General features: G+C 35.4%; 22 protein-coding genes. 10 read left to right on the top strand and 12 right to left on the bottom strand.

Annotated elements, in window-relative coordinates; genetic code table 11:
• The first annotated feature begins 93 nt into the window (after window positions 1-93).
• From L6471_RS09975 to L6471_RS09965, 3 genes are all read left to right on the top strand, one after another.
• Complete coding sequence (locus L6471_RS09975; RefSeq protein ID WP_027452870.1) at window positions 94-714, top strand: cytidylate kinase-like family protein; 621 nt, start codon at window positions 94-96, stop codon at window positions 712-714.
• A 143-nt stretch (window positions 715-857) separates the two neighbouring features.
• Window positions 858-3326 (top strand): phenylalanine--tRNA ligase subunit beta, encoded by a 2469-nt coding sequence (gene pheT, locus L6471_RS09970; protein WP_237797282.1) that lies wholly within the window; start codon window positions 858-860, stop codon window positions 3324-3326.
• A 37-nt stretch (window positions 3327-3363) separates the two neighbouring features.
• Window positions 3364-4101 (top strand): YebC/PmpR family DNA-binding transcriptional regulator, encoded by a 738-nt coding sequence (locus tag L6471_RS09965; protein WP_027452868.1) that lies wholly within the window; start codon window positions 3364-3366, stop codon window positions 4099-4101.
• Window positions 4102-4192: 91 nt separating this feature from the next.
• Here the strand turns inward: L6471_RS09965 and L6471_RS09960 are convergent, their stop codons facing one another.
• On the bottom strand, window positions 4193-4795 hold the full coding sequence (locus L6471_RS09960; RefSeq protein ID WP_006283175.1) for a Crp/Fnr family transcriptional regulator: 603 nt from the start codon (window positions 4793-4795) through the stop codon (window positions 4193-4195).
• Between the two features lie 55 nt (window positions 4796-4850).
• The gene (gene lepA, locus L6471_RS09955; protein WP_006283176.1) at window positions 4851-6647 is read right to left on the bottom strand and encodes a translation elongation factor 4; all 1797 of its coding nucleotides are present in this window, start codon (window positions 6645-6647) and stop codon (window positions 4851-4853) included.
• Between the two features lie 100 nt (window positions 6648-6747).
• Between lepA and L6471_RS09950 the strand changes: the two genes are divergently transcribed.
• Window positions 6748-7167, top strand: a complete 420-nt coding sequence (locus L6471_RS09950) for a hypothetical protein (protein ID WP_050787950.1) — start codon at window positions 6748-6750, stop codon at window positions 7165-7167.
• Window positions 7168-7226: 59 nt separating this feature from the next.
• Here the strand turns inward: L6471_RS09950 and L6471_RS09945 are convergent, their stop codons facing one another.
• From L6471_RS09945 to L6471_RS09900, 10 genes are all read right to left on the bottom strand, one after another.
• A complete protein-coding gene (locus tag L6471_RS09945) occupies window positions 7227-8897 on the bottom strand; it encodes an AMP-binding protein (RefSeq protein WP_027452865.1) in 1671 nt (556 codons plus the stop codon).
• A 46-nt stretch (window positions 8898-8943) separates the two neighbouring features.
• Entirely contained in the window at window positions 8944-10611 is a 1668-nt protein-coding gene (locus tag L6471_RS09940) for an AMP-binding protein (protein WP_094448062.1), read from the bottom strand.
• Between the two features lie 155 nt (window positions 10612-10766).
• Window positions 10767-12020 carry an ABC transporter permease gene (locus L6471_RS09935; RefSeq protein ID WP_027452863.1) on the bottom strand — a complete coding sequence of 418 codons (1254 nt, stop codon included), beginning with the start codon at window positions 12018-12020 and terminating at the stop codon, window positions 10767-10769.
• 22 nt (window positions 12021-12042) lie between these two features.
• Window positions 12043-13245, bottom strand: a complete 1203-nt coding sequence (locus L6471_RS09930) for a pyridoxal phosphate-dependent aminotransferase (RefSeq protein ID WP_006283181.1) — start codon at window positions 13243-13245, stop codon at window positions 12043-12045.
• 140 nt (window positions 13246-13385) lie between these two features.
• Window positions 13386-14060, bottom strand: coding sequence for a YggS family pyridoxal phosphate-dependent enzyme (locus L6471_RS09925; protein ID WP_027452861.1), 675 nt, complete (start codon window positions 14058-14060; stop codon window positions 13386-13388).
• An 8-nt stretch (window positions 14061-14068) separates the two neighbouring features.
• On the bottom strand, window positions 14069-14587 hold the full coding sequence (locus L6471_RS09920; RefSeq protein WP_027452860.1) for a DUF4494 domain-containing protein: 519 nt from the start codon (window positions 14585-14587) through the stop codon (window positions 14069-14071).
• A 14-nt stretch (window positions 14588-14601) separates the two neighbouring features.
• Window positions 14602-16332, bottom strand: a complete 1731-nt coding sequence (locus L6471_RS09915; protein ID WP_027452859.1) for a M6 family metalloprotease domain-containing protein — start codon at window positions 16330-16332, stop codon at window positions 14602-14604.
• Between the two features lie 16 nt (window positions 16333-16348).
• Complete coding sequence (locus L6471_RS09910; RefSeq protein WP_237797281.1) at window positions 16349-17161, bottom strand: EFR1 family ferrodoxin; 813 nt, start codon at window positions 17159-17161, stop codon at window positions 16349-16351.
• Window positions 17162-17603: 442 nt separating this feature from the next.
• Window positions 17604-17987 (bottom strand): DUF1573 domain-containing protein, encoded by a 384-nt coding sequence (locus L6471_RS09905; RefSeq protein WP_027452857.1) that lies wholly within the window; start codon window positions 17985-17987, stop codon window positions 17604-17606.
• A gap of 147 nt (window positions 17988-18134) precedes the next feature.
• Window positions 18135-19262 carry a glycoside hydrolase family 88/105 protein gene (locus L6471_RS09900; RefSeq protein WP_237797280.1) on the bottom strand — a complete coding sequence of 376 codons (1128 nt, stop codon included), beginning with the start codon at window positions 19260-19262 and terminating at the stop codon, window positions 18135-18137.
• 238 nt (window positions 19263-19500) lie between these two features.
• On the opposite strand from L6471_RS09900, the gene aspS reads away from it, so the two are divergent.
• From aspS to L6471_RS09870, 6 genes are all read left to right on the top strand, one after another.
• Window positions 19501-21261 (top strand): aspartate--tRNA ligase, encoded by a 1761-nt coding sequence (gene aspS / locus L6471_RS09895; RefSeq protein ID WP_006283188.1) that lies wholly within the window; start codon window positions 19501-19503, stop codon window positions 21259-21261.
• 158 nt (window positions 21262-21419) lie between these two features.
• Complete coding sequence (locus L6471_RS09890) at window positions 21420-21689, top strand: winged helix-turn-helix domain-containing protein (protein ID WP_006283189.1); 270 nt, start codon at window positions 21420-21422, stop codon at window positions 21687-21689.
• Window positions 21690-21754: 65 nt separating this feature from the next.
• Entirely contained in the window at window positions 21755-22096 is a 342-nt protein-coding gene (locus tag L6471_RS09885; RefSeq protein WP_006283190.1) for a hypothetical protein, read from the top strand.
• Between the two features lie 728 nt (window positions 22097-22824).
• Complete coding sequence (locus L6471_RS09880; RefSeq protein WP_237797279.1) at window positions 22825-23742, top strand: DMT family transporter; 918 nt, start codon at window positions 22825-22827, stop codon at window positions 23740-23742.
• 19 nt (window positions 23743-23761) lie between these two features.
• Window positions 23762-25252 carry an ABC transporter substrate-binding protein/permease gene (locus tag L6471_RS09875; protein ID WP_027452854.1) on the top strand — a complete coding sequence of 497 codons (1491 nt, stop codon included), beginning with the start codon at window positions 23762-23764 and terminating at the stop codon, window positions 25250-25252.
• Entirely contained in the window at window positions 25239-25985 is a 747-nt protein-coding gene (locus L6471_RS09870) for an amino acid ABC transporter ATP-binding protein (RefSeq protein WP_006283193.1), read from the top strand. Before L6471_RS09875 ends, L6471_RS09870 begins: the two co-directional genes overlap by 14 nt.
• Window positions 25986-26123 lie beyond the last annotated feature (138 nt).

Below are 26123 nucleotides of genomic sequence, written 5' to 3'. Positions count from 1 at the left end.
TGTACGATTTTGAAGAAAAAATATATATTAGTACTCTAACTTCCAATATTTTTTACTATATTTACAGCAGTTAACCAATAAAGATACAATGTCATGAATAAAAACGAAAAATTTGTTATAACGATTAATAGAGAGTTTGGCTCAGGTGGCCATGCTATAGGTGAAGAGCTTGCCAGGCAATTAGGTGTTAGATTTATAGACAAACAAATCGTTGAAGCTGTTGCTAATAAATTTAATATAACACCGGAAGAGGCTAGTATTATCGAAAACCGACGTCCTTCGTGGTGGGAAGATTTTGCTCAGTTTTATTCAAACTTCATGAGTATGAATGAATATTTTGTAGATGCTCAAAATATAACTTCTCGTCAGCTATTTTTGGCCCAAAAAGCGGCTATTCGTGAAATTGCTTATCAAGAATCGTGTGTAATTGTCGGAAGGTGCGGATTTGATATTTTCAGAGATGAATCAAATAGTCTGAAATTGTTTATTCATGCACCAAAAGATGTAAGAATTAAGCGGATTATGGAGCGATATAACGTAAATGAAATCAAAGCAAAGGAATTGATAGCTGATAATGATTATACGCGTGAACTGTTTACGAAAACGTTTACAGGATGTAATTGGTATGATGCACGAAATTATGACTTGGCTTTAGATGTGAAAAATTTTGGGGTTCAGGGAGCTGTTGAATTCCTCTTGAACTTTATTGGGTAGCTTTTTTAGAAGAAAATTAATAGATAGATTTATTGTAGGCATAGCTTAAAGCTATGCCTACAATTTCTTAGGTATTTTTTGTATATGTCCCAAAAAAATAGTATTTTTGCAAAGTTTTTGAGTATACAATAAAAATCATTATAATGAAAGTTTCTTATAAATGGCTTAAAGATTATGTCGATTTCGACTTAACCCCACAGGAGACTGCGGACGCGCTGACTTCTACAGGCTTGGAAGTTGACTCACTTGAAGAAGTTCAGTCTATTAAGGGTGGTCTTCAGGGCCTCTTTGTTGGTAAAGTTTTAACTTGTGAAAATCATCCTAATTCAGATCATTTGCATATTACAACTGTAGATCTTGGTAAGGGTGAGCCACAGCAGATAGTGTGTGGCGCTCCAAATGTAGCTGCAGGTCAGAAGGTAATTGTTGCTGACCTTGGATGTGTCTTGTATGATGGAGAAGAAAGCTTTACAATCAAAAAGGGACGTCTTCGTGGTGTAGATAGTTTCGGTATGATTTGTGCAGAAGATGAGATCGGTGTAGGTACATCTCATGATGGAATCATCGTTTTGCCAGAAGATGCAGTTGTAGGTACTCCTGCTGCAGAATATTATCACTTAGAGAGTGACTGGATTATAGAAATAGATATTACCGCTAATCGTGCAGATGCGTTATCTCATTATGGTGTTGCCCGTGATCTTTATGCATGGTTGAAACAGAACGGCTATAAAACTTCTTTGCATCGTCCTGATTGTTCTGCATTTCAGGTTGACAATCAAAATATGCCAATAGATGTCGAGATTGAAAATACGGAGGCATGTAAGCGTTATGCATGTTTAAGCATAGCTGATTGTGAAGTAAAAGAAAGTCCAGATTGGTTAAAAAATAAGCTTTCTGTTATTGGACTGCGACCAATCAACAATATAGTTGATATTACTAATTACGTTATGATGGCTTATGGTCAGCCTATGCATTGCTTTGATGCAGATATGGTCAAAGGTCATAAAATTATTGTTCGTACTCAGCCAGAAGGCACAGAATTTGTTACTCTTGATGGTGAAAAACATATCCTTGGTGAAAGAGATTTGAGCATTTGCAATGCCGAAGAGCCTATGTGTATTGCTGGTGTATTTGGTGGCAAGGGTAGTGGTACTTATGAAACAACCAAGAATGTTGTATTAGAGTCAGCATATTTCCACCCAACATGGATTCGTAAGAGTGCCCGTCGTCATGGTTTAAGTACAGATGCTAGTTATCGTTTTGAGCGTGGTATTGATCCTAATGGAGTAATATATGCTTTAAAACAAGCAGCAATTTTGATTAAAGAATTAGCTGGTGGTAAAGTGAGCATGAATATTAAGGATGTATATCCTGAACCGATTGCTGATTTCTCAGTTGATTTGGAATACGATTACGTAGATAAACTTATAGGTAAGGCTATAGGGCATGATACAATTAAGAATATTGTAACTAGCCTGGAAATGAAGATCGTAGAGGAAAGAGATAATGGTCTTAGACTAGATGTCCCTGCTTATCGTGTTGATGTTCAGCGACCATGTGATGTAGTTGAAGATATCTTGCGTATTTATGGTTATAATAATGTTGAAATAGGAACAACATTAAATAGTACATTAACGATTCAGGGGGAAGAAGACCATAAGGCTAAATTAACTAATTTGGTAAGTGAACAGTTAGTTGGATGTGGCTTTAATGAGATTTTAAATAATTCTTTGAGTAAATCTTCTTATTACTCAGATTTAAATATGAATGTCTATACTCAAGATAGCACTGTTAAGGTCATGAATCCATTAAGTTCAGATTTAGGTGTTATGCGTCAGACAATGTTATTCGGAGGTCTGGAGAGTATCGTTCGTAATGTGAATCGTAAACGCGCTAATTTAAAATTTTTTGAGGTAGGAAATACATATATCTATAATAAGGATAAATGGACTGCAGATAGTCCAATTAGCGCTTACGTTCAAGAGAGTCATATAGCTTTGTGGTTGACTGGTAAGCGTGTTCAGGGTAGTTGGGCTCATGCTGATGAAGATTCAACAATCTACGAGATGAAAGCATATGTAGAGAATATTTTCGCTCGTGTTGGTTTGTCTGCAGGTGCTGTCGTTATTAAGGCTAGTGATAATGATATTTTCTCAAAAGGTTTACGTTATGAGAATAGAGGTGGACGTATCCTTGCTGAAGTCGGTGTTTTGAGCTTGAAGATTAAAAAGTTATTTGGCTTACAGAGTGACGTTTATTATGCTGATATTAATTGGGATGCAGTTATGAAGGCTATTCGCAAGAATAAAATTGTGTTCAAGGAAATCAGCAAGTATCCTGCAGTTAGCCGTGACTTGGCTTTGTTAGTAGACAAAAATGTACAATTTTTGGATATAGAAAATATAGCGAAGCAGTGTGAAAAGAAATTATTGAAGTCAGTTGAACTCTTCGATGTGTATGAGGGTAAAAACTTACCTGTGGGTAAGAAGAGCTATGCTGTTAATTTCATACTTCAGGATGATAATAAGACTTTGAATGATAAAGCAATTGATGCTATCATGAAGAAGTTGATTACTCAGTTAACTGGTAAATTGAATGCAGAGTTACGTTAAAATATTGATATACAATAATTTTTAAAATATAATTCCAATGGGAAGAGCATTTGAATATCGTAAAGCGACTAAGTTGAAAAGATGGGGTCATATGGCCCGTACGTTCACGAAATTGGGTAAGGAGATTGCTATTGCTGTTAAGGCTGGTGGTCCAGAACCAGAAAACAATCCTCGTCTCCGTGCTATCATTGCTACTTGTAAGCGTGAAAATATGCCTAAAGACAATATTGTTCGTGCTATCAAAAATGCAATGGGTAAGGATACCAGCGATTACAAGGAAGTTCCATATGAAGGTTATGGTCCTCACGGTATCGCTGTATTTGTTGATACATTGACTGATAATACAACTCGTACAGTTGCTGATGTACGTTCTGTCTTTAATAAGTTTAATGGTAACCTTGGTACACAAGGTTCATTGAGTTTCCTCTTTGATCATAAGTGTGTATTCACTTTTAAGAAGAAGGACGATTTGGATATGGATGAGTTGATTCTTGAGTTGATTGACCTTGGTGTTGATGATGAATTCGATGAGGATGAAGAAGCTCAGGAAATCACGATTTATGGTGAGCCTACAAGTTTTGGTGGCATTCAGAAATATCTCGAAGAGAATGGTTTTGAGATTACTAGTGCTGAATTTACTCGCATTCCTACAGATTTGAAGGATGTTACAGACGAACAGCGTGAGACTATCGATAAGATGGTTGAGAAGCTTGAAGAGTTTGATGATGTACAGAATGTATATACAAATATGAAGCCTGTAGAAGAAGCTGAATAATTAGTTTTCTTTTATAGTAATAAAAAAATGGATGCTAATCAAATGTGATTAGCATCCATTTTTTATTTTGCATTATAGTTACTTTTTTGAATTATTCATCATCTAGTAGTGAAGCTGCTCTAACTCGACTAAGTGTTTCTGGAGTCATTTGTAAATAATTGGCAATATATACTAAAGGGGCACGTAATATTACTTGAGGACTAAGTTTGCACATTTTTTTATATCGATTTTGTGCACTCTCGAATCTTACAAGATCAGCATGTACTTGACTTATGATGAGGCTTTCTTCCAATATTTTTCGATAGAGCATCTGAATATTTGTGTTATGTATAGCCTCTTCTTCTAATCGCTTTTTAGGTAAGCCATACATAAGAGTTGGTTCTAAAGCTTCAACTTGAAGTCGGGTAGGTTCTTCTTTAAAAAGGCTTTCTATACACATAACAATGGTATGATCTTCACCTAAGTGTTCTGTCACTTCTTTTCCATTTTTAAAGTAGAATTGTCGAATGAGTCCTTTTTCTATGTAATATATACTATCACATAAATCACCTTCTTTAAGTATCATATCGCCTTTAGCGAATTTCATAGGAACTAAGATACTTTCTAAGGTATCTAGTTCCTCATGTGTCATTGTACTGTATTTTCTAGCAAGTTCACGAGCGATGTCGCGAGTTGTAGTGGCAATTTCTTTCATTTTTAATCCTCCTTTATGTTAAGGTATATTTTGTCAATCTTGAGTATTAGAAAAACTAGTCGTCAAGTTTCAACACTGCTAGGAATGCCTTCTGTGGAACTTCAACATTTCCAATTTGTTTCATTCTTTTCTTGCCTTTTTTCTGTTTTTCAAGCAATTTACGTTTACGGCTGACGTCACCTCCATAACATTTTGCTGTTACATCTTTACGGACCTGTTTCACAGTTTCACGAGCAACAATTTTGGCACCAATGGCGGCTTGAATAGCAATATCAAACTGCTGTCTTGGTATCAAATCTTTCAATTTTTCACACATTCTTCGACCAAGGGTTGTTGCATTGTCTGTATGTGTAAGTGTAGATAGTGCATCGACAGGTTCTCCATTCAAAAGAATATCCAATTTTGCTAGTTTGGATGGTCTGAAACTATCAATATGATAGTCAAATGAAGCATATCCCTTACTAATGCTTTTTAGTTTGTCGTAAAAATCAATAACGATTTCTCCTAAAGGTATTAGAAACGTCAGTTCTACACGGTTACCTGTTGTATAAGTTTGATTAATCAATTCACCTCGTTTGTCTAGGCATAATTTCATAATCGGTCCAATGAAATCTGCTTTTGTAATGATGCTAGCACGTATATATGGTTCTTCAATATGATCAATCATGGTTGGGTCTGGTAGTCCAGAAGGGTTATGTACTTCTTTTGCATTACCTTGTTTATCATATACCATATATGATACGTTAGGTACTGTTGTTATGACGTCCATATTAAATTCTCTATCCAAACGTTCTTGGATAATTTCCATATGGAGCAACCCCAAAAAGCCACATCTAAATCCAAATCCAAGAGCAACAGAACTTTCAGGTGAGAATGTTAGAGAAGCATCATTGAGTTGAAGTTTTTCCAATGAAGCCCTTAAATTCTCATAATCAGAAGGGTCAATAGGGTATACTCCAGCAAACACCATAGGTTTAACTTCTTGGAATCCTTCGATAGCTTTTTCACATGGATTGGTGACTTGAGTAATGGTATCACCTACTTTTACTTCGCGTGCATTCTTGATACCGCTAATAATATAGCCAACTTCACCACATGATAGCTCTTTACGTGGTATCATGTCCATCTTTAATACACCTATTTCATCTGCATCATAGTCCATGCCTGTATTAAAGAATTTAACATGATCACCAGAATGAAGTGTTCCATTTACTATCTTAAAGTAGGCAATAATACCTCTAAAAGAATTATAGACAGAATCGAATATTAATGCCTGAAGAGGAGCGTTTGGATTTCCAGTTGGGCTAGGTATTCGGGTTACTACAGCTTCAAGAATTTCATCTATTCCTTCTCCAGTCTTTCCTGAACAACGAAGTACATCTTCTGGCGCACAACCTAACAAGTCAACAATTTCGTCTTCTACTTCATCAGGCATAGCTGATGGCATATCTATTTTATTCATGACAGGGATAATTTCTAAGTCATGTTCGATAGCCATATATAGATTTGAAATGGTTTGAGCTTGTACACCTTGTGAAGCATCTACTACGAGAATCGCTCCTTCGCAAGCCGCAATACTACGGGAAACCTCATAAGAAAAGTCTACGTGTCCCGGAGTATCGATAAGATTAAGAATATAGGTTTGTCCATCGTTAGCCTTATATTCCATTTGAATGGCATGACTTTTAATTGTTATGCCTCTTTCTTTCTCCAAGTCCATATCGTCAAGCATTTGACCTTCTGTAATCTGGATAGTCTTCGTCTTCTCTAAAAGACGATCGGCTATGGTTGATTTACCATGGTCAATGTGAGCGATAATGCAAAAGTTTCTTATTTGATTGATATTCTCCATTAATAAATATTGCCTATTTTAATGCAAAGATAGCAAAAAGATTTTACTTAAATAATGAGTCTTACAAATTTTTCTTATTTTTGCAGTATAAAATGAAGCTATGATCAGGAAATATTTATTTTTATTTACAGTTTTAGTAGCTTTTCCATCCTTGTTCTTTCTTTTTGTTGGGTGTAGGAAGAGTATTGAGGATAGGGCAGTGGAAGAGGCTGCTTTATATACTAAGAGATTTTGTCCTACTCCTTATCGAGAAGATTCTCGTATGGATAGTGTAACATTTGATAAAGAAACTCACACTTATACTTATTATTATACTTTTAGAAATAAGTTAGATGATAAGGTTATGCTAGGTAAGAATCATAAAGGCATAAGAGAAGCGTTGCGTAAAAATTTAATGAATGATACTGGAGTTAAAATTTATAAGGATTATGGATTTAAGTTTCGTTATTTAGCTCGCTCACTTCGTAATGGTGATATCATTCTTGATGAGACGTTTACAAAGCGTCAATACGTTATTTGATTCTGCATAGAAAAAGGATATAGTTAAACTTAACTATATCCTTTTTTATGTTTAAATAATTATTTTTGATACAGATAACGTTTTATACTGCGCTTTGGTGTCTTTTCAAATTCTTCATCATGGATGCGAATTTCAGAAACTTTACTGTAATTTGGCATCATTGAATTGAGCTGAATTCTGTCTTCCTCCATAATGTTTTTGATATCTTCAGAGGTAAAGTTCATGGCTTTGGCTTCATCAAAATCGGGGTGAACTAAGCCTACCAATTTTTCTCCTTCCTGAATGACAACACTTTCGTTTACTAGAGCAAGTGAATTGAGTTTATCTTCTATTTCTTCAGGATATATATTTTGGCCGTTAGAACCTAAAAGCATATTTTTGCTACGTCCACGAATAAAGACATTACCATCACCATCCATAGTACCTAAGTCTCCTGTATGATACCACCCATCTTTATCTATAACTTGTGCAGTAGCTTCTTCATTTTTATAGTAGCCAAGCATGACATTTGGGCCTTTTGTTAAAATCTCCCCAGCAATATTTTCAGGATCCTTACTGTCTATTTTAACCTTCATGTGAAGAGCTGCTCGTCCGCAACTACCTTTTACGAAAGTAGAGTAGTCGGCATAACAAATAATAGGTGCGCATTCTGTTGCGCCATATCCTACGGTATAATTAAACTTGATTTGCTTGAGGAAACTTTCTATTTCTTGATTAAAGGCTGCTCCACCAAGAATGATTTCATAAAATCGTCCACCAAAAGCTTTTGTAACCTGTTCGCAAATTTTTTCCTTTACTTTTCCACTAATTACAGGCATGTGGAGCAACATACGCATTTTATTATTCTGTATCTTAGGAAATACCTTTTTGCGGATAATTTTCTCGATAATCATTGGTACTGCAATAATTATCTTAGGCTGGATGCTTCCAAAAGCTTCTGCAATAATTGCAGGACTAGGTATTCGAGTGAGGTAATAAATATGGCAGCCTTTTATGAATTCAAAAATAAATTCGAAAGCCATACCATACATGTGAGCCATAGGTAATATACTAATAACAGGGTCACCTTGCTTGAGTTGTTTACCTAGTACGGATTCTGCAAAATCAGCATTGCTCCAAAGTGCTCTGTAAGGAATCATAACTCCCTTTGAAAATCCGGTAGTACCGCTTGTATAGTTAATTAAAGCTAGCTCATCAGGATTTTGTTCTTTATAATAGCTAATATGCTCTTTGCGGAAATATTTTGGGTATTTATGTCCAAATATCTCGTTCAGGTGTTCACGTGCATATGTTAGTTTATCAGTTCGTGATATCACTAACGAGTAGTCTGGAATATATATGATACCTTCTAGGCCAGGCATTTTGGTTGCATCAATCTGCGTGGCTACAACATCACCAACAAAAAGCAGTTTTGCGTCGCTATGATTGACGATATTGTGAATTTGTTCTGGTGTAAATTCGTGGAGAATTGGTACTGCTATTGCGCCATATGTTAATGTTGCTAAAAATGCTGCTCCCCAACTTGCGCTATTTCGCCCACAGAGAGCTATTTTATCACCCTTTTGCACACCACTATTTTCAAACATGATGTGTAATTTCTCTATTTTTCTCGCTACGTCGTGATATTGTAGTGTTACGCCTTTATAATCTGTTAAAGCATCCATATCCCAATGGTCTATGATACTCTTTTCTATCATGGCGTTAAAACTTGGAATGTTTATATTTTCCATATATTTTTATCTCTTTTGTTCACTATGTTGGTGATACGATAGGGAATTATAGTGTATCTTGATATAAATATCGTTTTATACTCTTTTTAGGAGTCTTCTGAAATTCTTCACCATGAAGGCGTATATTTGATATTTTACAGAAAGGAGGCAACATTTTGTTCAATTGTTGTCTGTTTTCTTCCATAATGTTTATTAGGTCATCATCTGTGAATCCCATAAGTTTTGCTTCTTCCATATCTGGGTGAACTAAACCTACTAGCTGATCATCTTTTTGAAGAATGATACTTTCATTTACCATAGCCATAGAGTTAAGTTTATTTTCTATTTCTTCTGGATAAATATTTTGGCCATTTGAGCCAAGAAGCATATTTTTGATTCTTCCACGAATAAATACATGGCCATCTTCGCTCATAGTGGCTAAATCACCAGAATGATACCATCCATCTTTATCAAGAGCTGCTTTTGTAGCTTCTTGATTTTTATAATAGCCTTGCATCACGTTTAATCCTCTTGTGAGAAGTTCTCCTGGTATGTTTGTTGGGTCTTCACTATTAATTTTAACCTCCATATGGTCTACTGGTCTACCACAGCTACCTGAAACAAAATCATGCCAATCGCTGAATGTAATTAGTGGCGCGGTCTCTGTTGTACCATAACCTACTGTTATTGGGTAGTGGATGCTCTTAAGGAATTGTTCAATTTCAGGATTTAGACTTGCTCCACCTACAATGATTTCATAGGCATTACCTCCAAATTCTTCTTTAACAAGTTCCAGTATTTTTTCGTTAATTTTCTTTTTCACCACAGGCATGTTCATTAGCAGTCGCATGCGATTGGTCTGTATTTTAGGGAAAATCTTTTTTCTGACAATTTTGTCCACTATAAGCGGTACAGAGATGATGATGGCTGGATGGATAGCTTGGAAGGCCTCATGGATGACTGTAGGACTAGGGAGTCGTGTGAGAAAGAATATATGATTTCCTGCTATAAACTCAAATAAAAATTCGAATGCCAAGCCAAACATATGAGCCATTGGAAGTATAGACAAAACATTGCAGTTTTTAGGAAGATGAGTTCCTACATGGTTCATCAAATAATCTATGTTACTCCAAAGGGTGCGATAAGGTAACATTACGCCCTTTGAAAAACCTGTTGTACCACTAGTGTAGTTGATTAATGCTAATTCTTCAGCTTCATCGACATGATAATGCACGTGTTCAGCACGAAAATATTTTGGGTATTTCTCACCAAACATAGCATTTAGATGTTCTCGAGCATAGTTCAGGCTCTCTGAACGTGATTTAATGATAGAAAAATCTGGCAAATAGATAACACCTTGTAGATTAGGCATTTCTTCTGGATCAATTTGCGTAGCTACAACATCGCCAACATAGAGAAGTTTCGCTTCACTATGATTTACTATATTATGAATTTGCTCTGCTTTGAATTCATGTTGAATAGGAACGACAACAGCTCCATAAGTAATTGTAGAAAGATACAATACTGCCCAATTTGCACTATTTCTTCCGCATAACGCAATTTTGTCACCTTTTTGAATACCGATATTCTCAAAAATGATATGCGTCTTTTCTATTTTGCGGGCAACATCGTGAAATTGAAGTGTTTTACCTTTGAAGTCTGTCAAGGCATCTCTGTTCCAATTATCTTTAATGCTTTTTTCAATTAATGAATTAAAGCTAGGTATATGTTCCATTGCACAAAAAAATATTTTGTGTGCAAAGGTAATCCTTCTTTGGCACATTTCCAAAAAATATGTGCAATTTTTTTTCTAAATCGGAAAAAAAGCCGATTTTAGGAGAAAAATCGAAAAGTGTAAATAGTATTCTTATACTGCGAATAGTAAAAAGTCTATTCGTAATGCATACTTTTAGCAGGGTTAATCTTGCTGATTACATAGCTTGGAGCTATAAGGATGAAGGTGCATATTAGCATAGTTGCTATATTGATAAGTACGATATATAGCCAATTAAACTCTACTGGAACAGTACTTACATAGTATGTTTGAGGATCTAATTTGATTAAGTTTGTGTATTGCTGTAGCACAATGAGTCCCAAACCAATGATATTACCTATCAGTAAGCCTCTTCCTATAATAAAAACAGACATCCATAAAAATGTATGGCGAATGGTCTTGTTTCTTGCGCCAAGTGCTTTTAGTATACCTATCATATTGGTACGTTCTAAAATGATGATAAGTAGTCCTGATATCATTGTTATTCCGGCTACAGCTAGCATGAGACCAAGAATAACCCAAACATTTAAATCCATCAATCCCAACCAAGCAAATATTTGAGGATTTATTTCCTTGATAGTGGAGCTAGAATATGTTTCTCCATAATGGTCAACGGTTTTGTTTACTTTACCAATAATACGATTGGCAACAATTGGTAATTGTTCGAAATTCTCAACTTGTAATTCTGCACCGCTAACTTGGTCATCTTCCCAACCATTTAATTTTCTTGCTGTGTATAGGTCACAGAAACACATTATCTGATCGTATTTCTTAAGGTTAGTTTCGTAGATGCCACAGATTGTAAAGCGACGTGCTCTAACACCATTATTATCAATAAAATATGCAAAAATTTTTTGATTGGATTTGAGATTCAGTTTATCTGCCATAGTTTTAGACACTAAAATCTTGTTATGGCTTGCTTTATCGTCAAAGTGGGGGATAGTACCCTCTATCATACTATTAGCAATAAATGTTGAATCCCATTCAGGTCCTACACCTTTAAAGTTTACTCCTAGAAAGTCATTATTAGTTTTGAGTAATCCTTGCTTGTAAGCAAATCTTTGTACATGCTTGATTCCACTGATGTGTTTAAGAACATTCATCATAGAATCATTCATCGCTACAGGATACTGTTCCGTACCCTGGCTTTGCAAACTAAGAAAATTACCAACTTGTATATGACTACCAAATCCTATAACTTTATCGCGTATTGTATGTTTAAATCCGAGGACAACACAAACTGAAATAATCATTACTGCCAAACCAATAGCAACACCTGCTGTTGCAATGTGAATAGCAGGTCGTGATACTTTACGTTTGTCACCTTTATCAAGGAATATTTTTCTCGCTAAAAATAATGATAAGTTCATTTCTATTGTTGTCCTCTATAATTTATTCATTTACTCGGCCAGGATACGCTTCCAAAGCCTTGCCTAAAATAAATAAGGCACGTTGTAAATCTTTCTTTTTGAGTACGTAGGCCATACGAACCTGATTAAAACCAGCGCCAGGTGTAGTGTAAAAACCTGCTGCAGGTGCCATCATAATTGTTTCTCCTTCATAGCTAAATTTCTCTAAACACCAGCGGCAGAATTTTTCAGCATCGTCTACAGGAAGTTTAGCTACTGTATAAAATGCGCCCATAGGAATTGGAGAGTAAACTCCCGGAATTCTGTTTAGACCATCAATCAGGCATTTTCTGCGTTCTACATATTCATCATAGACTTCACGATAGTATTCTTCGGGAGCATTAAGTGATGCTTCTGCTACTATCTGACCTATTAAAGGTGGAGATAAGCGTGCCTGGCAGAATTTCATGACAGCCTGTTTGACTTCTGGATTTTTGGTAATTAAAGCGCCTACTCGAATACCACATTCAGAGTAGCGTTTTGATACAGAGTCAATAAGTATTGCATTATTCTCAATACCTTCTAAATGCATACAAGAAATATATGGCGATCCTGTATAGATATATTCGCGATAAACCTCATCGGAAAATAGATATAAATCATATTTTTTTACCAAATCTCTTATTTGGTTCATTTCGCGTCGGGTATAGAGATAACCTGTAGGATTGTTTGGATTACATATCATGATAGCGCGAGTGCGCTCATTAATCAATTCTTCAAATTTCTCAACTTTTGGTAATGCAAACCCCTCATCAATGCTTGTTGCAATGGTGCGAATTTTAGCTCCTGCAGAAATGGCAAATGCCATATAGTTAGCATAAGCAGGTTCTGGTACAATGATTTCGTCTCCAGGATTAAGACAACTCATGAAGGCAAAAAGCACAGCCTCACTACCCCCTGAAGTGATGATAATATCATCAGGTGCTACATTGATATTGAATTTCTTATAGTAGTTTACCAATTTCTTTCGATAGCTAAGATAGCCTTGAGATGGTGAATACTCTAATACTTTGCGGTCAATGTTCTTAAGAGCATCAAGGCCACATTGTGGAGTAGGCAGGTCTGGCTGTCCGATATTTAAATGATAAACTTTTATACCGCGTTCTTTAGCAGCGTTTGCCAATGGTGCCAATTTTCTGATAGGCGATTCTGGCATTTCTATTCCGCGTACTGATATTTCTGGCATATCTTTTTTCGGTTATTTTTAATTATCAGTTGGCAAAGGTATTAAAAAAAAAAAATACAGTCGAATAAAATCAAGTTTTTCTCATTATAAAAACAAAAAGAGTAGCTCTGAAGCTACTCTTTGATATTAATATGCATATTTTAGTAAATTCTTGGTCCAAATATGAACGTGCCAACACGAACCATGGTGGATTGGTGCTTAATGGCTAGTTGGTAATCATTACTCATACCCCAACTTCGTTCACAGAAATGATTATCATTAGCAAAATACTTTTGCTTTATTTCATCAAAGAATTTAGCTGCGATATCAAATTCATTCTCAATAAGCTGAGTATCATCTGTATTACTTGCCATCATCATGAGTCCACAGATCTGTACGTGTTCCAGTTCTTTCCATGTTCCTTCGGCTAGTAGGTTTCGGCAGTCATCTAGGGTGAGTCCGTATTTGGTTTCTTCTTCTGCTATATGTAGCTCCAAAAGCACGTTGATGATCCTGTCATGTTTGGCAGCTTGCTTGTTGATTTCTTTTAATAATTTAAAAGAATCTACGGCTTCTATCATGGATATATAGGGCGCAATATATTTTACTTTGTTTGTTTGTAAGTGTCCTATAAAGTGCCATTCTATATCTTTTGGAAGGCTTTCTACTTTCTTGGCTAATTCTTGTTCGTGACTTTCACCGAAGATGCGTTGTCCTTCTTGATAGGCTGCTTCGATATATTCATTAGGATGATATTTACTGATAGCAACGAGGCGCACGTCCTGAGGCAGGTTGTCAAGCACCTCGTGCAAATTCTTTGCTACGTCTGTTTGCATATTTTATTTTATTCTGCTACTTGTTCAGTAGTATTGTTTTGTTCATATTCTGGTACATCGTTCACTTCTTCTTTTTTCTTAGGAGCATGATGTTCAAACACATCCATAATCTGTGTTTCCTGAATGCTTGATGTAATGTAGTCAATCATTGTACCCCCCATAACCTCATCAATATTCTTGATGGCTCCATTGACAGAATTAGCCTGAACTAGATAAGTTACAGTTGATTTCTTTTCTTTTTCTGTTTTCTCGTCGATGGTGATAAACTGTAGCTTGGCTTTGTACCATTTATCGTCAGCATCAGCATCGCTAAAAAATATTTCGCCATAAGTTGCATGCTTTATATCTGTGATGTCCATTTCGCCACTGATATATACAGACATCTCATCTATAATGCTGCTTTCTGCTTCGGTAAAGCTCAGAGCGTCAACTACATATTGTTCTGTAACTTTCTTCTGCATACCGTCTTCCATCATTTTCTCATAACGGATCTTGGTTTCAAACCATGTGGATGTTCTTGTTCTCATCTTGTTATTTCTGTTTATTTTATAATAATCTTTTGTCTGTTAAGAATATAAATTCCTGGTTTTAACTTGATATCTCCATATTTACCTAGGTATCTTCCATCAATTGTGTAGATTTTATTGTCTACTACATTATTTTCGATAATATCATAGTTTACTTGATCTATTCCGGTAGAGATATTTTCTTTTAAGTAGTTAAATGTGAGAGTGCCATTAGCGTTCTCTGTTATCTTATACATGGGATTGCTGATAACCACTCCGTCGTTTAGTGCTATACTGCTTATTTGAGTAACTTTATTTGTGCCAGGAAAAGGATCACCAGCCATACTTATATAGTAATTCGTTTGGTCTTTAGCGTAAAATGATATGAGTTCGCCGTCTGCTGGTAATATGGTTAATCTTGGTTTGTATCCTCTATTAGGAAAATCAAAGATATTTACAGTGTCTTCATAATCTACTAAATATACAAGCATACCATGTCCTGGCATATTCGTATATAAACCTGTTTTTTGTATATTTTGGATGATAGCATATTGTTTGGCATTCTCATCTTGTTGTATCTTGTAGGCCTCTGTATTTGGTTGTAGGGTTATGATTGAGGTGTCGTTCTTGAGGTAAGAGATATTTTGCCATCCCATAACTTCTTTTTCCCAGGGTGTGTATGGTGTAGGAGAGTATCCTGTACCATTATGATTGTATTCACCACCATCCATCAGGTCCCAATACTCTAGTCCTGGCTTACTTTCACTTTCTGAATACATATCTGGTAATCCAAGAGCATGTGAAAACTCATGAACGAAAATACCTAGGCCATTTATGCAGTAGGTAGGTACATTTGGAAAATGCTCTCTAAATCCAGGATAAAAATTCAATTCATTGCTTAGGCCATACAATTTGATATTTTTATTATCGCATGTTAGATTACTTGTCGTTGTAATTTTGGGATAGATGTCGTTCTTATTGTTAGAGTTACTTTGAGAATATCCTGCACATATCAAAAAAACAAGATCCACGTCGCCATCATTATTGGAATCATATTGTGAAAAGTCAATTTGATTGTCTACTTGTTGGCAGGCTTCTTTTAGTAGAGTGCTTTCTTCAGAATTGCTATAATAGCTTATGCTATTAGATACTGTAATGGGACCAATAACGTCGAATTCTGGTGAGTATTGCCCGTTACTAACATTTTCGAAATAGCCTTTGACACTAGTACTATTTTTTGTATTCCAGTTGCCAAAGTCTGTTAGTTGATTTGTGCTATTTAAATATTCATCGAAAGCTTCTTGGGGCTGGTTTATACGGAATACTGTATCTTGGAAGTTTACGAGTATGACAAGGGCTTTTGGACATCCTAAATGTGGAAAATATTTGATGTTAGAAATGCCATTTCCTATATTCGATTTAGCCAAAACTGATGATAGATTTGGCTTATTGAAGGATACTTGCTTTTGTTTCGCAATAAGTTCCTTTTCCTTGCTATTTCTGTCTTCAGAATTATGAGCTAACAGAGTTGAGGCAGAAATATTTCCTAGTTCATCTATTTCTGCTATATAGTAACTATCTTTTTGTTGGCATACTATAACTCCATCTAGAGTAGTAGTCCAGTGAAAATGCTCATCTCCATGACCTTGAATAATCAGAATTGTACCATCTTTCTGCATTACTTTCACAGGTGTCGGATTAACTTTAGCTGCAGAGACTTGAATTGTTGTTAGTATGCTTAATAGTAAAAATATAATTTTTCCCATTTTATTGAGATTTAGTCTATTTGAAGAAATATTGTCCTTTGTTCTGTGTCATTTTTCCCCAATCTATTGCGTGTTTAGGACAGTGATGAAAACATGCAAAACAGGTTAGGCATTGTTGATTGTGTTTCCAAGTAGGAGTTTTTCCATGTCCACCTTCGATATTGTGAACTGGACAAACATTAGTGCAAATGCCACATCTGATGCATTTGTTTACATCCACTTTGAAATATTTATCAGTTACCAAAACATGTTTGAAAATGCCTCCAAGTACTTTGGAATATAGCCATGGAGTGGGACCTTTTACTAATGAAAAATGCCCTTTTTGTCGCTTTATGATAGCTTCTGCTATGGATTGAAGCTGTAGTTTGGCATTATTATATTTTTTTTGCTGATTTTCAGTAGTATCAATGTTCATTCCTGGTAATCCTATATATGATTCTGGCATGATGATATTAAAGGCGGCATCAACTTCCTGGATATATAATGCATTGAGGGACGAATTGTGCTTGATATCTTTGTGGAGATAATTAAGCGTTTGACCGATTTCATCCCCAGCAGTCAGTAGAACGAAACAGTAGGGCTTAATTCCTTTTTTGCTATTTCTATCAGAGATATCAATAGTGAGTCGTGCTATGAATTGATCTATGATTTTTGGAGTTCTCCATCCATGAACAGGAAAAATAAAACCAATTGATTCATCTTCGCTTAAGGGATATGTACAGTCGCCCTTAAGAGCATCTGTAATATTAATGAGACGTTCTCTGGTCTTAGCAGCAAGTTGGATAGCTACCCATCGACTATTGCCTGTAGCAGAAAAGTAAAAAATCATATTTGTAGGATGTTTTGTATGCAAAGGTAACTATAAAAAATGAGAAAATGTCATAATAGAATGTGATATATGGTTGTGGTGAACAAAAAAAAATCTAATTATTTTGTTTTATACGAAAATATAATTATCTTTGCGATTGAATAAATTAAAAAAGAAATAATGGATACTTTATTCTACTATTAAGTTGGAATTTAGTAAAATGTGTGTGATTAGCACTTTTCTTGATTTTTTAAGTCTTTGATTTTAGTAGAAATATTCAATTGCTGAATAGGTCTTTAGTGAGATTGAAGACTATGGACTATGAGATACAAACAAATTTTCTTTTTATACTTGAGTTAATTTTATACGAAAGGCATGACGAGCTGTGAAGCTGGCCATGCCTGTTTGTTTATTTATAATCTTTTATGGTATAGTAGAAAATACTTGTTATATAATCTTTTGATTACTTTTTCTCTGTCATATTTCCTTCAATATACAAACGAGTCATTTCTACCTTTCCATTAGTTCTAACGGTAATGGTCTTCTTAAAATGGCCAGGAAATTTCCCTTTACCATTATAAGTTACGCTGATTGTACCTTTTTGTCCTGGCATTATAGGCTGTTTTGTGTAGTTAGGTACAGTACATCCGCAACTAGCTATGGCTTGGTTTATAACTAAAGGTTTGTCACCTATATTTGTGAAAGTGAAAGTCGCCTTTTGTACAGGGTTTGACTCTTCAAAGTTTCCGAAATTATTCGTTAACTTGTCAAATTTGATTTCAGCTTGTGCATATGTTGATAAAATACTTACCATCATCATCAACATTGCTAAAAATGTCTTCTTCATTTTATTCATTGATATAATTAATTTCAAAATTTTGACGCAAAAATACAGAGTAAGTTTAGTATAACGATAAAAATTTGCAATGTTTAACTAATAAATGATTATAAAAAAAGGTCAGATGACAATCTGACCTTTTATAAATAATTATTTTTATTTACTTGATATCAATAACTTGTAATATTCAGTTGCACCAAGTAAAAAGCATCCTGTGCCATAGTCCTCAAAATCAGGTACCTTTGTATAGGATAGAGGTTGACCTGCAGAAGGGTCTTTGCCTGTGCCTTGAACCCATCCTAAAAAGCCATCTGTGTGAACGCAGTCTTTTTCGAGTGCATTCCAAGCTTTATCTGCTGCCGGGCGATAGAGTTTTGCTTTTAGAAAACCTTTTTGGATGCCCCAACTCATGCCATAAAGAAAGAGAGCTGTACCTGTAAGTTCTTTGCCTCCAAAAGTAGTTGGGCTGACAAGACTTACATTCCAAAATCCATCTTCACGTTGACATTTTAAAATTCCAGTGCTCATAGCTATGAAATCTTTTTTTAATTCTTTATAATATGGGTCTTTTGGATCAAGTTCTTTCATTACTCTGACTAATGCTGCATAAACCCATCCGTCACCACGACTCCAGTAACAATCATTACCGTCAGCTTCTTTATAAGGGGGAACATAGTCAGCATCTCGATACCATAGCCCTGTCTTAGTGTTGAAAAGACCATCTCCACATTCGTTTCGACTCCATCTGTATGCTTTCATAGCATAGTCCATGTATTTGCGGTCTCCAGTTACTTTGTACATCTTGGCATATAGAGGCATAGCCATCTGGATAGCGTCAATCCATGTCCAATAATTAAGTCTTCCTGAAGCTATCTGCAAATCCATGTTTTTAATCATATTCTCAATCATGAATTTGTTTTTCTTGCCCGTCTGGACATAGCGATCTATATATGTTTGTCCACAACATTGATCGTCAGCATCCGTAGTTTTTACGCCGTTTCTTGGACCCCATTTGTGAAAATTAGCCCATGTATCGGTATAGTCTATATATTTCTGGTTGCTATCGATGCTGTAGAGGTCCATAAGACCTTCATAATATACCGCACGAGTCCATAAATTACTTGGACGAATTTTTTTAACAAAAGTAGGAGTTGTAGGGTCGGCGTATTTTGCCATAAAGTAAGCGTTTGCTTTCTGAGCTGTAGCAAGAACTTCTTGAGCATTCTGTGCAAAAGAAGAGGTCGCTACTAATGCTAGAAGGCCTAAAATAAATGTCTTTTTCATTATCTTTTTATCAGGTTTTTGAGATATTGTAATTATGGTTATGGCAAACTTACTACTTTTTTCTCAAAATCCAAAGTCTGATGGCAAAAATTATAGAAGTAAGCAGAAATCAAAGAATATTGCAGAGTAGTCAATAGTATAAGCTCTATATTTCTATGATTTTAATCATTATATTTTTTGTGTTTCAATATTTTTGCTGTAACTTTGCATTTCAAAGAATATTATAATAATACTAAATATGTATAGATCAAATACGTGTGGAGAGTTGCGACTCTCTGATGCCGGTAAAAATGTAACTTTAGCTGGCTGGGTACAACGTTCACGTAAGATGGGTGGTATGACATTTATCGACCTGCGTGATCGCTATGGTATTACACAACTTGTATTTAATGAAGCTGACGACAAAGCTCTTTGTGAGGAGGCTAATAAATTGGGTCGTGAGTTTTGTATCCAAGTCAAGGGTATCGTTAGTGAGCGTCAGAGTAAAAATAACAAGATTTCTACAGGTGATATTGAGATTATCGCCAAGGAACTTCAAGTATTGTCACCATCTCTCACTCCTCCTTTTACTATTGAAGATGAAACTGATGGCGGCGATGACCTTCGAATGAAATATCGTTATCTTGATATACGTCGTAATGCCGTTCGTAAGAATTTGGAACTTCGTCATCGTATGACTATCCTTATTCGTAATTTCCTTGATAGTAAGCAGTTCATGGAGATTGAGACACCTGTTCTTATCGGTTCTACTCCAGAGGGTGCACGCGACTTTGTCGTTCCATCTCGTATGAATCCAGGACAGTTCTATGCATTACCACAGAGTCCGCAGACTTTGAAGCAGTTGCTGATGGTAGCTGGTATCGATCGCTATTTCCAGATTGCGAAGTGCTTCCGTGATGAGGACCTTCGTGCTGATCGTCAGCCTGAGTTTACTCAGATAGACTGTGAGATGAGTTTTGTAGATCAGGATGATGTTATTAACCTCTTTGAAGATATGGCTCGTCATCTTTTCAAAGAAATTCGTGGCGTCGATATACCAAAGATGCAGCAGATGACTTGGCAAGAGGCTATGAAGAAATATGGTAGTGATAAACCTGATCTTCGTTTTGGTATGGAGTTCGTAGAACTCATGGATGTACTGAAGCTTGGTAAATTTGGTGTATTTGATGAGGCTGCTTATATTGGTGGTATATGTGTACCTGGTTGTGCTAATTATACTCGCAAGCAACTTGATCAGCTTACAGACTTTGTAAAAAGTCAGCAGGTAGGTGCTAAAGGGCTTGTGTATATTAAGTATAATGAAGACGGTTCTGTAAAGAGTTCTATTGATAAGTTCTATACGACAGATGATCTTGCTAAGGTAAAAGAAGCGATGGGCGCTAATAATGGTGACCTTGTTTTGATTTTGTCTGGTGATAAACCAAATAAAACTCGTACACAGCTTTGCTCACTTCGTCTAGAAATGGGTAATCGTTTAGGCTTAATGGATAAGAATGTTTTCAAGTGTTTGTGGATTGTTGACTTCCCTCTCTTTGAGTGGAGTGATGAGGAACAACGCCTGATGGCAACACATCATCCTTTTACAATGCCTAATCCTGATGATATTCCATTGCTTGATGAGCATCCTGAACAGGTGAGAGCTAAGGCATATGATTTTGTATGTAATGGTATTGAAGTCGGTGGTGGTAGTTTGCGAATCCATGATACTAAGTTGCAAGAAAAAATGTTTGAGGTACTTGGTTTTACACCAGAACGTGCTGAAGCTCAATTTGGTTTCTTGATGAATGCTTTCAAGTATGGAGCTCCACCACATGCAGGCCTTGCCTTCGGACTTGATCGTTTTGTAAGTATTCTTGCAGGTCTTGATAGCATCCGTGATTGCATCGCATTCCCTAAAAATAATTCAGGACGTGATGTAATGCTTGATGCTCCATCTGCATTGGATATGAAACAACTTGATGAATTGCAGATTAAGGTTGACTTACATCAAGAAAAGTAACATATAACTTGACAAAATGCCCTTTTTAGGCTAATTCTTGTTGCAGATTGCTTTTTATTTGTTATTTTTGCGGTAGATTTTTTTTATTAGTGAGATATCCTTGATGCTTATGCATCAGTATGAAGGAATACTCTAAAATTTAAATTATTTACTAAAATATGGCAGAAAAGAAATCAACTAAGACAGCTGTAACCAAAGCAGCTCCAAAGAAAACAGCAAAGAAAACAACATTGATTCTCAATGCAGAAAATGTAGGTTTTAAAGCTGGTGATGTTTATCAGGCACTTGCTGCAGCTGAGAATCCATTGGCAGTAGCAGATATCGCTAAGGCAGCTAATATTAGCAAAGAAGAGGCTTTACTAGGTATTGGTTGGCTTTTTAAAGAAGGAAAAATTAAAGACGAAGATAATAAGATAGTTCTCGCCTAAATTTTAAAGAACGATAAGAAAGCCGTGAGCATAATGTAGCTTGCGGCTTTTTTAATTATTTATATATGCACGAATACGATAGAGAAATATTTAAGGTACTTTCTGAGGCAGGAGAGCAGGGATTAAAGACAGAGAAAATAGCACACCATGTTTTTAATGCTTGTAATTCTATTTTCAATCCAGTTGATTATTCTTCACTTCATGTGTATGTGACGCATTTTTTGATTTCTCACTCACGTAGTGTTGATTCTATTATCGAAAAAACTGATAGGGGAGTCTATCGTATTAATAATATGGTGAAAGAAAGTCAGCAACTTATGTTCGATTTCACTGATGAAACACCTCCTAAGACAGATGTACAAGACGAAAAAAATGATGAAGCAGATTTTTCTTTAAGTTTGTTTTAGTTCTTACTTTTTCTGATTTCTACTTTTTGTAGTATATATATCATTAAGCTGCTATTTGTATATGAGTTCATCTAGGAAAAATAATGTAGTTTTTTCGGAATGAGATTTTCTAAATAGTACTTATTTGTAGATGAATTTTATAAATGGAATGTTTGTGGGACTTAAAGACTAAGTTCATGAAGAGAATACATCATATCTTTTATGGTTTAATTTGGTAATTTTATAGAATTATAGGCATTATATTGCTTATTATGTAATGTTGATAAAATATAACTACTTGATTTCTAGTCTTTTATATATGTTCTGAAACTTTCATATTCTTTACCCATTTGGTTTGTATTTAGTAAAACGTAAATCTAATGGATGCTTTTGTAAAAAAATATTATTATTTTTCAGTAGACTATTTATAATATTCCTTTTTGATTAACTCAATTGGAATTTTGTGAACTTTAATTTAATTCTACTCTTGTAAATGATAATTTATTGTCTAGTTTGGAGTGCCCTTTTATGAATATATATTCATAAAAGACGCTATTTAAGATTATTATTAAGTAGGCAGAAATAGAAAAATTGTAAAATTTGGCTTATATATATTTATAAATCACGTTTTTAAGATATTTATGCATCGAAAAAGTGTATAAATTTGTATCTTTGCAAAAAAATATAGTATTATTGTTCTCAAAAAGTGCAAAAATATTATTTTTGGATGTTTTTATAATTTATTAAGTATGAGTATTTTTCAAAAGCCTATATGGGCAGCTGTTTTTGCCTTCATTGCTGCTTTTTTATGGGGATGGGCCTATCCACTTATAAAGTTGGGTTTTGCTGAATTTGGTATTACCTCAGATATGACAGGAAGTAAGATGCTTTTTGCAGGTATACGATTTTGTCTATCTGGTATTATCATTTTAAGTATAGCAAAGTTGACTCATCGCCCGTTTTCATGGAAAATAAAAGCCAGCCGATTTGGCGCTTTTCTTTTTCTGATGTTCTTTGCTTTGCTTAATACCACGCTTCATTATGCTGCTTTTTATATTGGCTTGTCGCATAGTCAGGGAGCTCGTGCTGCAATTCTTAATTCGTTGAGTGTATTTACGGTCGTTATATTGGCTTGCGTATTCTTCAAGAGCGATAAGATGTCTTTTCGTAAAATATTGGGTTGTATTATTGGATTTTTAGGTATTTTAGCTCTGAATCTAGGGGGAAAAGAAAGTGGAAATTTTACGTGGTTAGGTGATGGTATGATTATTATGAACGCACTATGTGGAGCTTTTGCTGGATTGATGACGCGTGGCGTAAATAAAATTGTAGATGTATTCATCGGCACTGGTTATAGTTTAGGTATAGGAGGTGCTTTACTTATTATCCCGGGGCTGCTAATGGGAGGTGGTTTACCTCAAATAACAGCTTGGGGAGTAATTATTCTTTTGTTGTTGATAAGTATATCTACAATTGGGTTTACTTTATATAATAAATTGCTTACCTGTAATCCTGTAGGTAAAATAGCTATTTGGAATTCCCTTATACCTATTGTTGGAGCTGTGACCTCATGCTTATGTTTGGGTGAGACTTTCCATTGGAAATATGCTGTAGCTGCTAGTCTCGCTACGGCTGGTATCTATATTATTAATAAAGGTAAGAAGTAATTATTTAGATAAATATCGTATGAGAAAGTATATTAGTGTTTTATATGTACTCTTAGTGGTTTTACTACTTTGTGCTTGTGGTAACTCACAGCAAAAGAATATAAAGTCGCCTTCAGATTTGTCTGGAGCACATATTGGAGTACAATTGGGTACTACCAGTGATGTTAGACTTTCTAAGTTGGAGAAGAATAATCAGCAAACAAAGGTAGAACGCTATACAAAGTGTGCAGATGCAATACAAGCGTTGCTTCAGGGAAAGATAGATTGTGTGGTAGATGATGAACAGCCTGCTCGTGCTTTTGTCCGAAAGAATGAAAATCTTGAAGTCCTTCCTCAGTCTTTTTCACATGATGCTTATGCCTTCTGTGTATCCAAAAATAGAGTGGTTTTGAAACAAAGAATAGATGAAGCTTTGGTTAAGTTGAAGAATAGCGGACTGCTTGATACAATTATTCATCGACATATTTATGATAATATACCTGTGGCCTATCAGAAGAGAGAAATAGGTCGCCCAAATGGTCATTTAGTTGTATCAACAAATGCGACTTTTCCTCCATATGAATATTATGATGATGGGGTTATTGTTGGTATTGACATCGATGTGATGCAAGCAATTGCCGATATCTTGGGAATGAGTATTGAGTTTGAAGATGTCAATTTCGATGCCGTTATAACAAGTGTGCAGACTGGAAAGGCAGATGTAGGAGCGGCTGGCTTAACAGTTACGCCTGACCGACTTAAGAATGTACTTTTCAGTTCGCCTTATACTTCTTGTAGGCAGGTTATCGTTGTAAAAAATAATGAAACAACTGTTGGCTCGATGTCTTTTATGGATAAATTTAATATGGATTTCTTAGTAGAGCATCGATACTTATATCTATTACATGGCTTAGGCAATACGATATTAATTACTGTCTTTGCGATTATTATATCTTTGATATTAGGGTCTTTAATAGCGATTGTACGTACTTCTCATGATAGAAATGGTAATATGAAATTTCTAAATACGTTATGCCGTGTCTATCTTACCATAGTGAGAGGTACTCCGACAATGGTACAGCTTTTGATTATTTATTATGTAATTTTTGCTTCTGCAGATGTAAGTAAAGTGGTCGTTGCTATTGTTGCATTTGGTCTAAATTCTGCTGCTTATTTAGCAGAGGTTATTCGATCAGGAATTATGTCAATAGATCGAGGTCAGATGGAGGCGGGTAGATCTTTGGGTATGTCTTATGCACAAACCATGCGCTTTGTTATTTTACCGCAGGCTTATAAGAATGTTTTACCTGCCATAGGTAATGAATTGATAACCTTGTTAAAGGAGACTTCTATCAGTGGTTATATAGGGTTGGTAGATTTGACCAAGGGATCAGATATAATACGAAGTATTACTTATGATGCAATGTTGCCGCTAGGTGTGGTAGCTTTGATTTATCTCGTATTGGTAATGTCATTAGAGGCTGGTGTAAGTAGAATTGAAAAAAAATTACGCAAAAATGAAAGAAGCTAATAATATATTGCTCGAAACAGAGCACATTAAAAAGGTTTTTGGTGAGCATGAAGTCCTTAAAGATATTAATTTATCTATTAGTAAAGGGAATGTCATTGCTATAATTGGTCCTTCTGGATGTGGAAAAAGTACATTCCTTCGTATGCTTAATCTGTTAGAACGTCCTTCTTCTGGTAGAGTTCTCTTGGAGGGAGTAGATATTACGTCACCTGAAATAGATATCAATAAGATGAGAGAACGAATTGGTATGGTTTTTCAGCAATTTAATCTATTTCCTAATATGACCATACGACAAAATATTATGTTGGCTCCTGTACAGTTAAAAAAAATGTCTATAGAGGAAGCTTCTCAAAAAGCTGACGAATTGCTTCTGCGTATTGGTTTAGCTGACAAAGCGGATGCTTATCCGGATGTTCTTAGTGGTGGACAGAAACAGCGTATAGCTATTGTTAGAGCTTTGGCTATGAATCCGGATATCATGCTTTTTGATGAACCAACATCTGCGCTTGATCCTGAAATGGTAGGAGAGGTTTTAGCTTTGATGAGACAATTAGCAGAATCGGGTATGACAATGGTTGTTGTAACTCATGAAATGTCGTTTGCTAAAAATATTGCTAATCGAATCTTGTTTTTTAGTGATGGATATATTACAGAGGAAGGATCTCCTACAGAGATCTTTGAAAATCCTAAGTCAGCTCGACTTCAGGATTTTCTGAATAAAGTAAATTTATAAGATGGATTAACTTGTTTTTCTTAATTAGTGTTATGAATAAGGCTGTCTCTTTATTTTTCTGAGATTGCCTTATTTTTGTTTTTGGGGATATTATTTAATCCGAGGGAAGAAAAAATAGATATAAAAAAGGTTGAGTTC

The organism is Segatella bryantii, assembly GCF_022024215.1.
In the GTDB taxonomy this organism is placed as follows: domain Bacteria; phylum Bacteroidota; class Bacteroidia; order Bacteroidales; family Bacteroidaceae; genus Prevotella; species Prevotella bryantii.
This window is presented reverse-complemented; position numbering and strand designations above follow the sequence as displayed.

What these genes read in the sequence shown, in the direction of transcription:
- L6471_RS09930 (WP_006283181.1), bottom strand. Translation starts at nt 13,245, where the DNA reads ATGCCAGAAATATCAGTACGCGGAATAGAAATGCCAGAATCGCCTATC.
- L6471_RS09870 (WP_006283193.1), top strand. Translation starts at nt 25,239, where the DNA reads ATGAAAGAAGCTAATAATATATTGCTCGAAACAGAGCACATTAAAAAG.
- L6471_RS09940 (WP_094448062.1), bottom strand. Translation starts at nt 10,611, where the DNA reads ATGGAACATATACCTAGCTTTAATTCATTAATTGAAAAAAGCATTAAA.
- L6471_RS09920 (WP_027452860.1), bottom strand. Translation starts at nt 14,587, where the DNA reads ATGAGAACAAGAACATCCACATGGTTTGAAACCAAGATCCGTTATGAG.
- L6471_RS09880 (WP_237797279.1), top strand. Translation starts at nt 22,825, where the DNA reads ATGAGTATTTTTCAAAAGCCTATATGGGCAGCTGTTTTTGCCTTCATT.
- L6471_RS09935 (WP_027452863.1), bottom strand. Translation starts at nt 12,020, where the DNA reads ATGAACTTATCATTATTTTTAGCGAGAAAAATATTCCTTGATAAAGGT.
- lepA (WP_006283176.1), bottom strand. Translation starts at nt 6,647, where the DNA reads ATGGAGAATATCAATCAAATAAGAAACTTTTGCATTATCGCTCACATT.
- L6471_RS09925 (WP_027452861.1), bottom strand. Translation starts at nt 14,060, where the DNA reads ATGCAAACAGACGTAGCAAAGAATTTGCACGAGGTGCTTGACAACCTG.
- pheT (WP_237797282.1), top strand. Translation starts at nt 858, where the DNA reads ATGAAAGTTTCTTATAAATGGCTTAAAGATTATGTCGATTTCGACTTA.
- L6471_RS09885 (WP_006283190.1), top strand. Translation starts at nt 21,755, where the DNA reads ATGCACGAATACGATAGAGAAATATTTAAGGTACTTTCTGAGGCAGGA.
- L6471_RS09890 (WP_006283189.1), top strand. Translation starts at nt 21,420, where the DNA reads ATGGCAGAAAAGAAATCAACTAAGACAGCTGTAACCAAAGCAGCTCCA.
- L6471_RS09915 (WP_027452859.1), bottom strand. Translation starts at nt 16,332, where the DNA reads ATGGGAAAAATTATATTTTTACTATTAAGCATACTAACAACAATTCAA.
- L6471_RS09900 (WP_237797280.1), bottom strand. Translation starts at nt 19,262, where the DNA reads ATGAAAAAGACATTTATTTTAGGCCTTCTAGCATTAGTAGCGACCTCT.
- L6471_RS09910 (WP_237797281.1), bottom strand. Translation starts at nt 17,161, where the DNA reads ATGATTTTTTACTTTTCTGCTACAGGCAATAGTCGATGGGTAGCTATC.
- L6471_RS09875 (WP_027452854.1), top strand. Translation starts at nt 23,762, where the DNA reads ATGAGAAAGTATATTAGTGTTTTATATGTACTCTTAGTGGTTTTACTA.
- L6471_RS09950 (WP_050787950.1), top strand. Translation starts at nt 6,748, where the DNA reads ATGATCAGGAAATATTTATTTTTATTTACAGTTTTAGTAGCTTTTCCA.
- L6471_RS09905 (WP_027452857.1), bottom strand. Translation starts at nt 17,987, where the DNA reads ATGAAGAAGACATTTTTAGCAATGTTGATGATGATGGTAAGTATTTTA.
- L6471_RS09965 (WP_027452868.1), top strand. Translation starts at nt 3,364, where the DNA reads ATGGGAAGAGCATTTGAATATCGTAAAGCGACTAAGTTGAAAAGATGG.
- L6471_RS09945 (WP_027452865.1), bottom strand. Translation starts at nt 8,897, where the DNA reads ATGGAAAATATAAACATTCCAAGTTTTAACGCCATGATAGAAAAGAGT.
- L6471_RS09960 (WP_006283175.1), bottom strand. Translation starts at nt 4,795, where the DNA reads ATGAAAGAAATTGCCACTACAACTCGCGACATCGCTCGTGAACTTGCT.
- aspS (WP_006283188.1), top strand. Translation starts at nt 19,501, where the DNA reads ATGTATAGATCAAATACGTGTGGAGAGTTGCGACTCTCTGATGCCGGT.
- L6471_RS09975 (WP_027452870.1), top strand. Translation starts at nt 94, where the DNA reads ATGAATAAAAACGAAAAATTTGTTATAACGATTAATAGAGAGTTTGGC.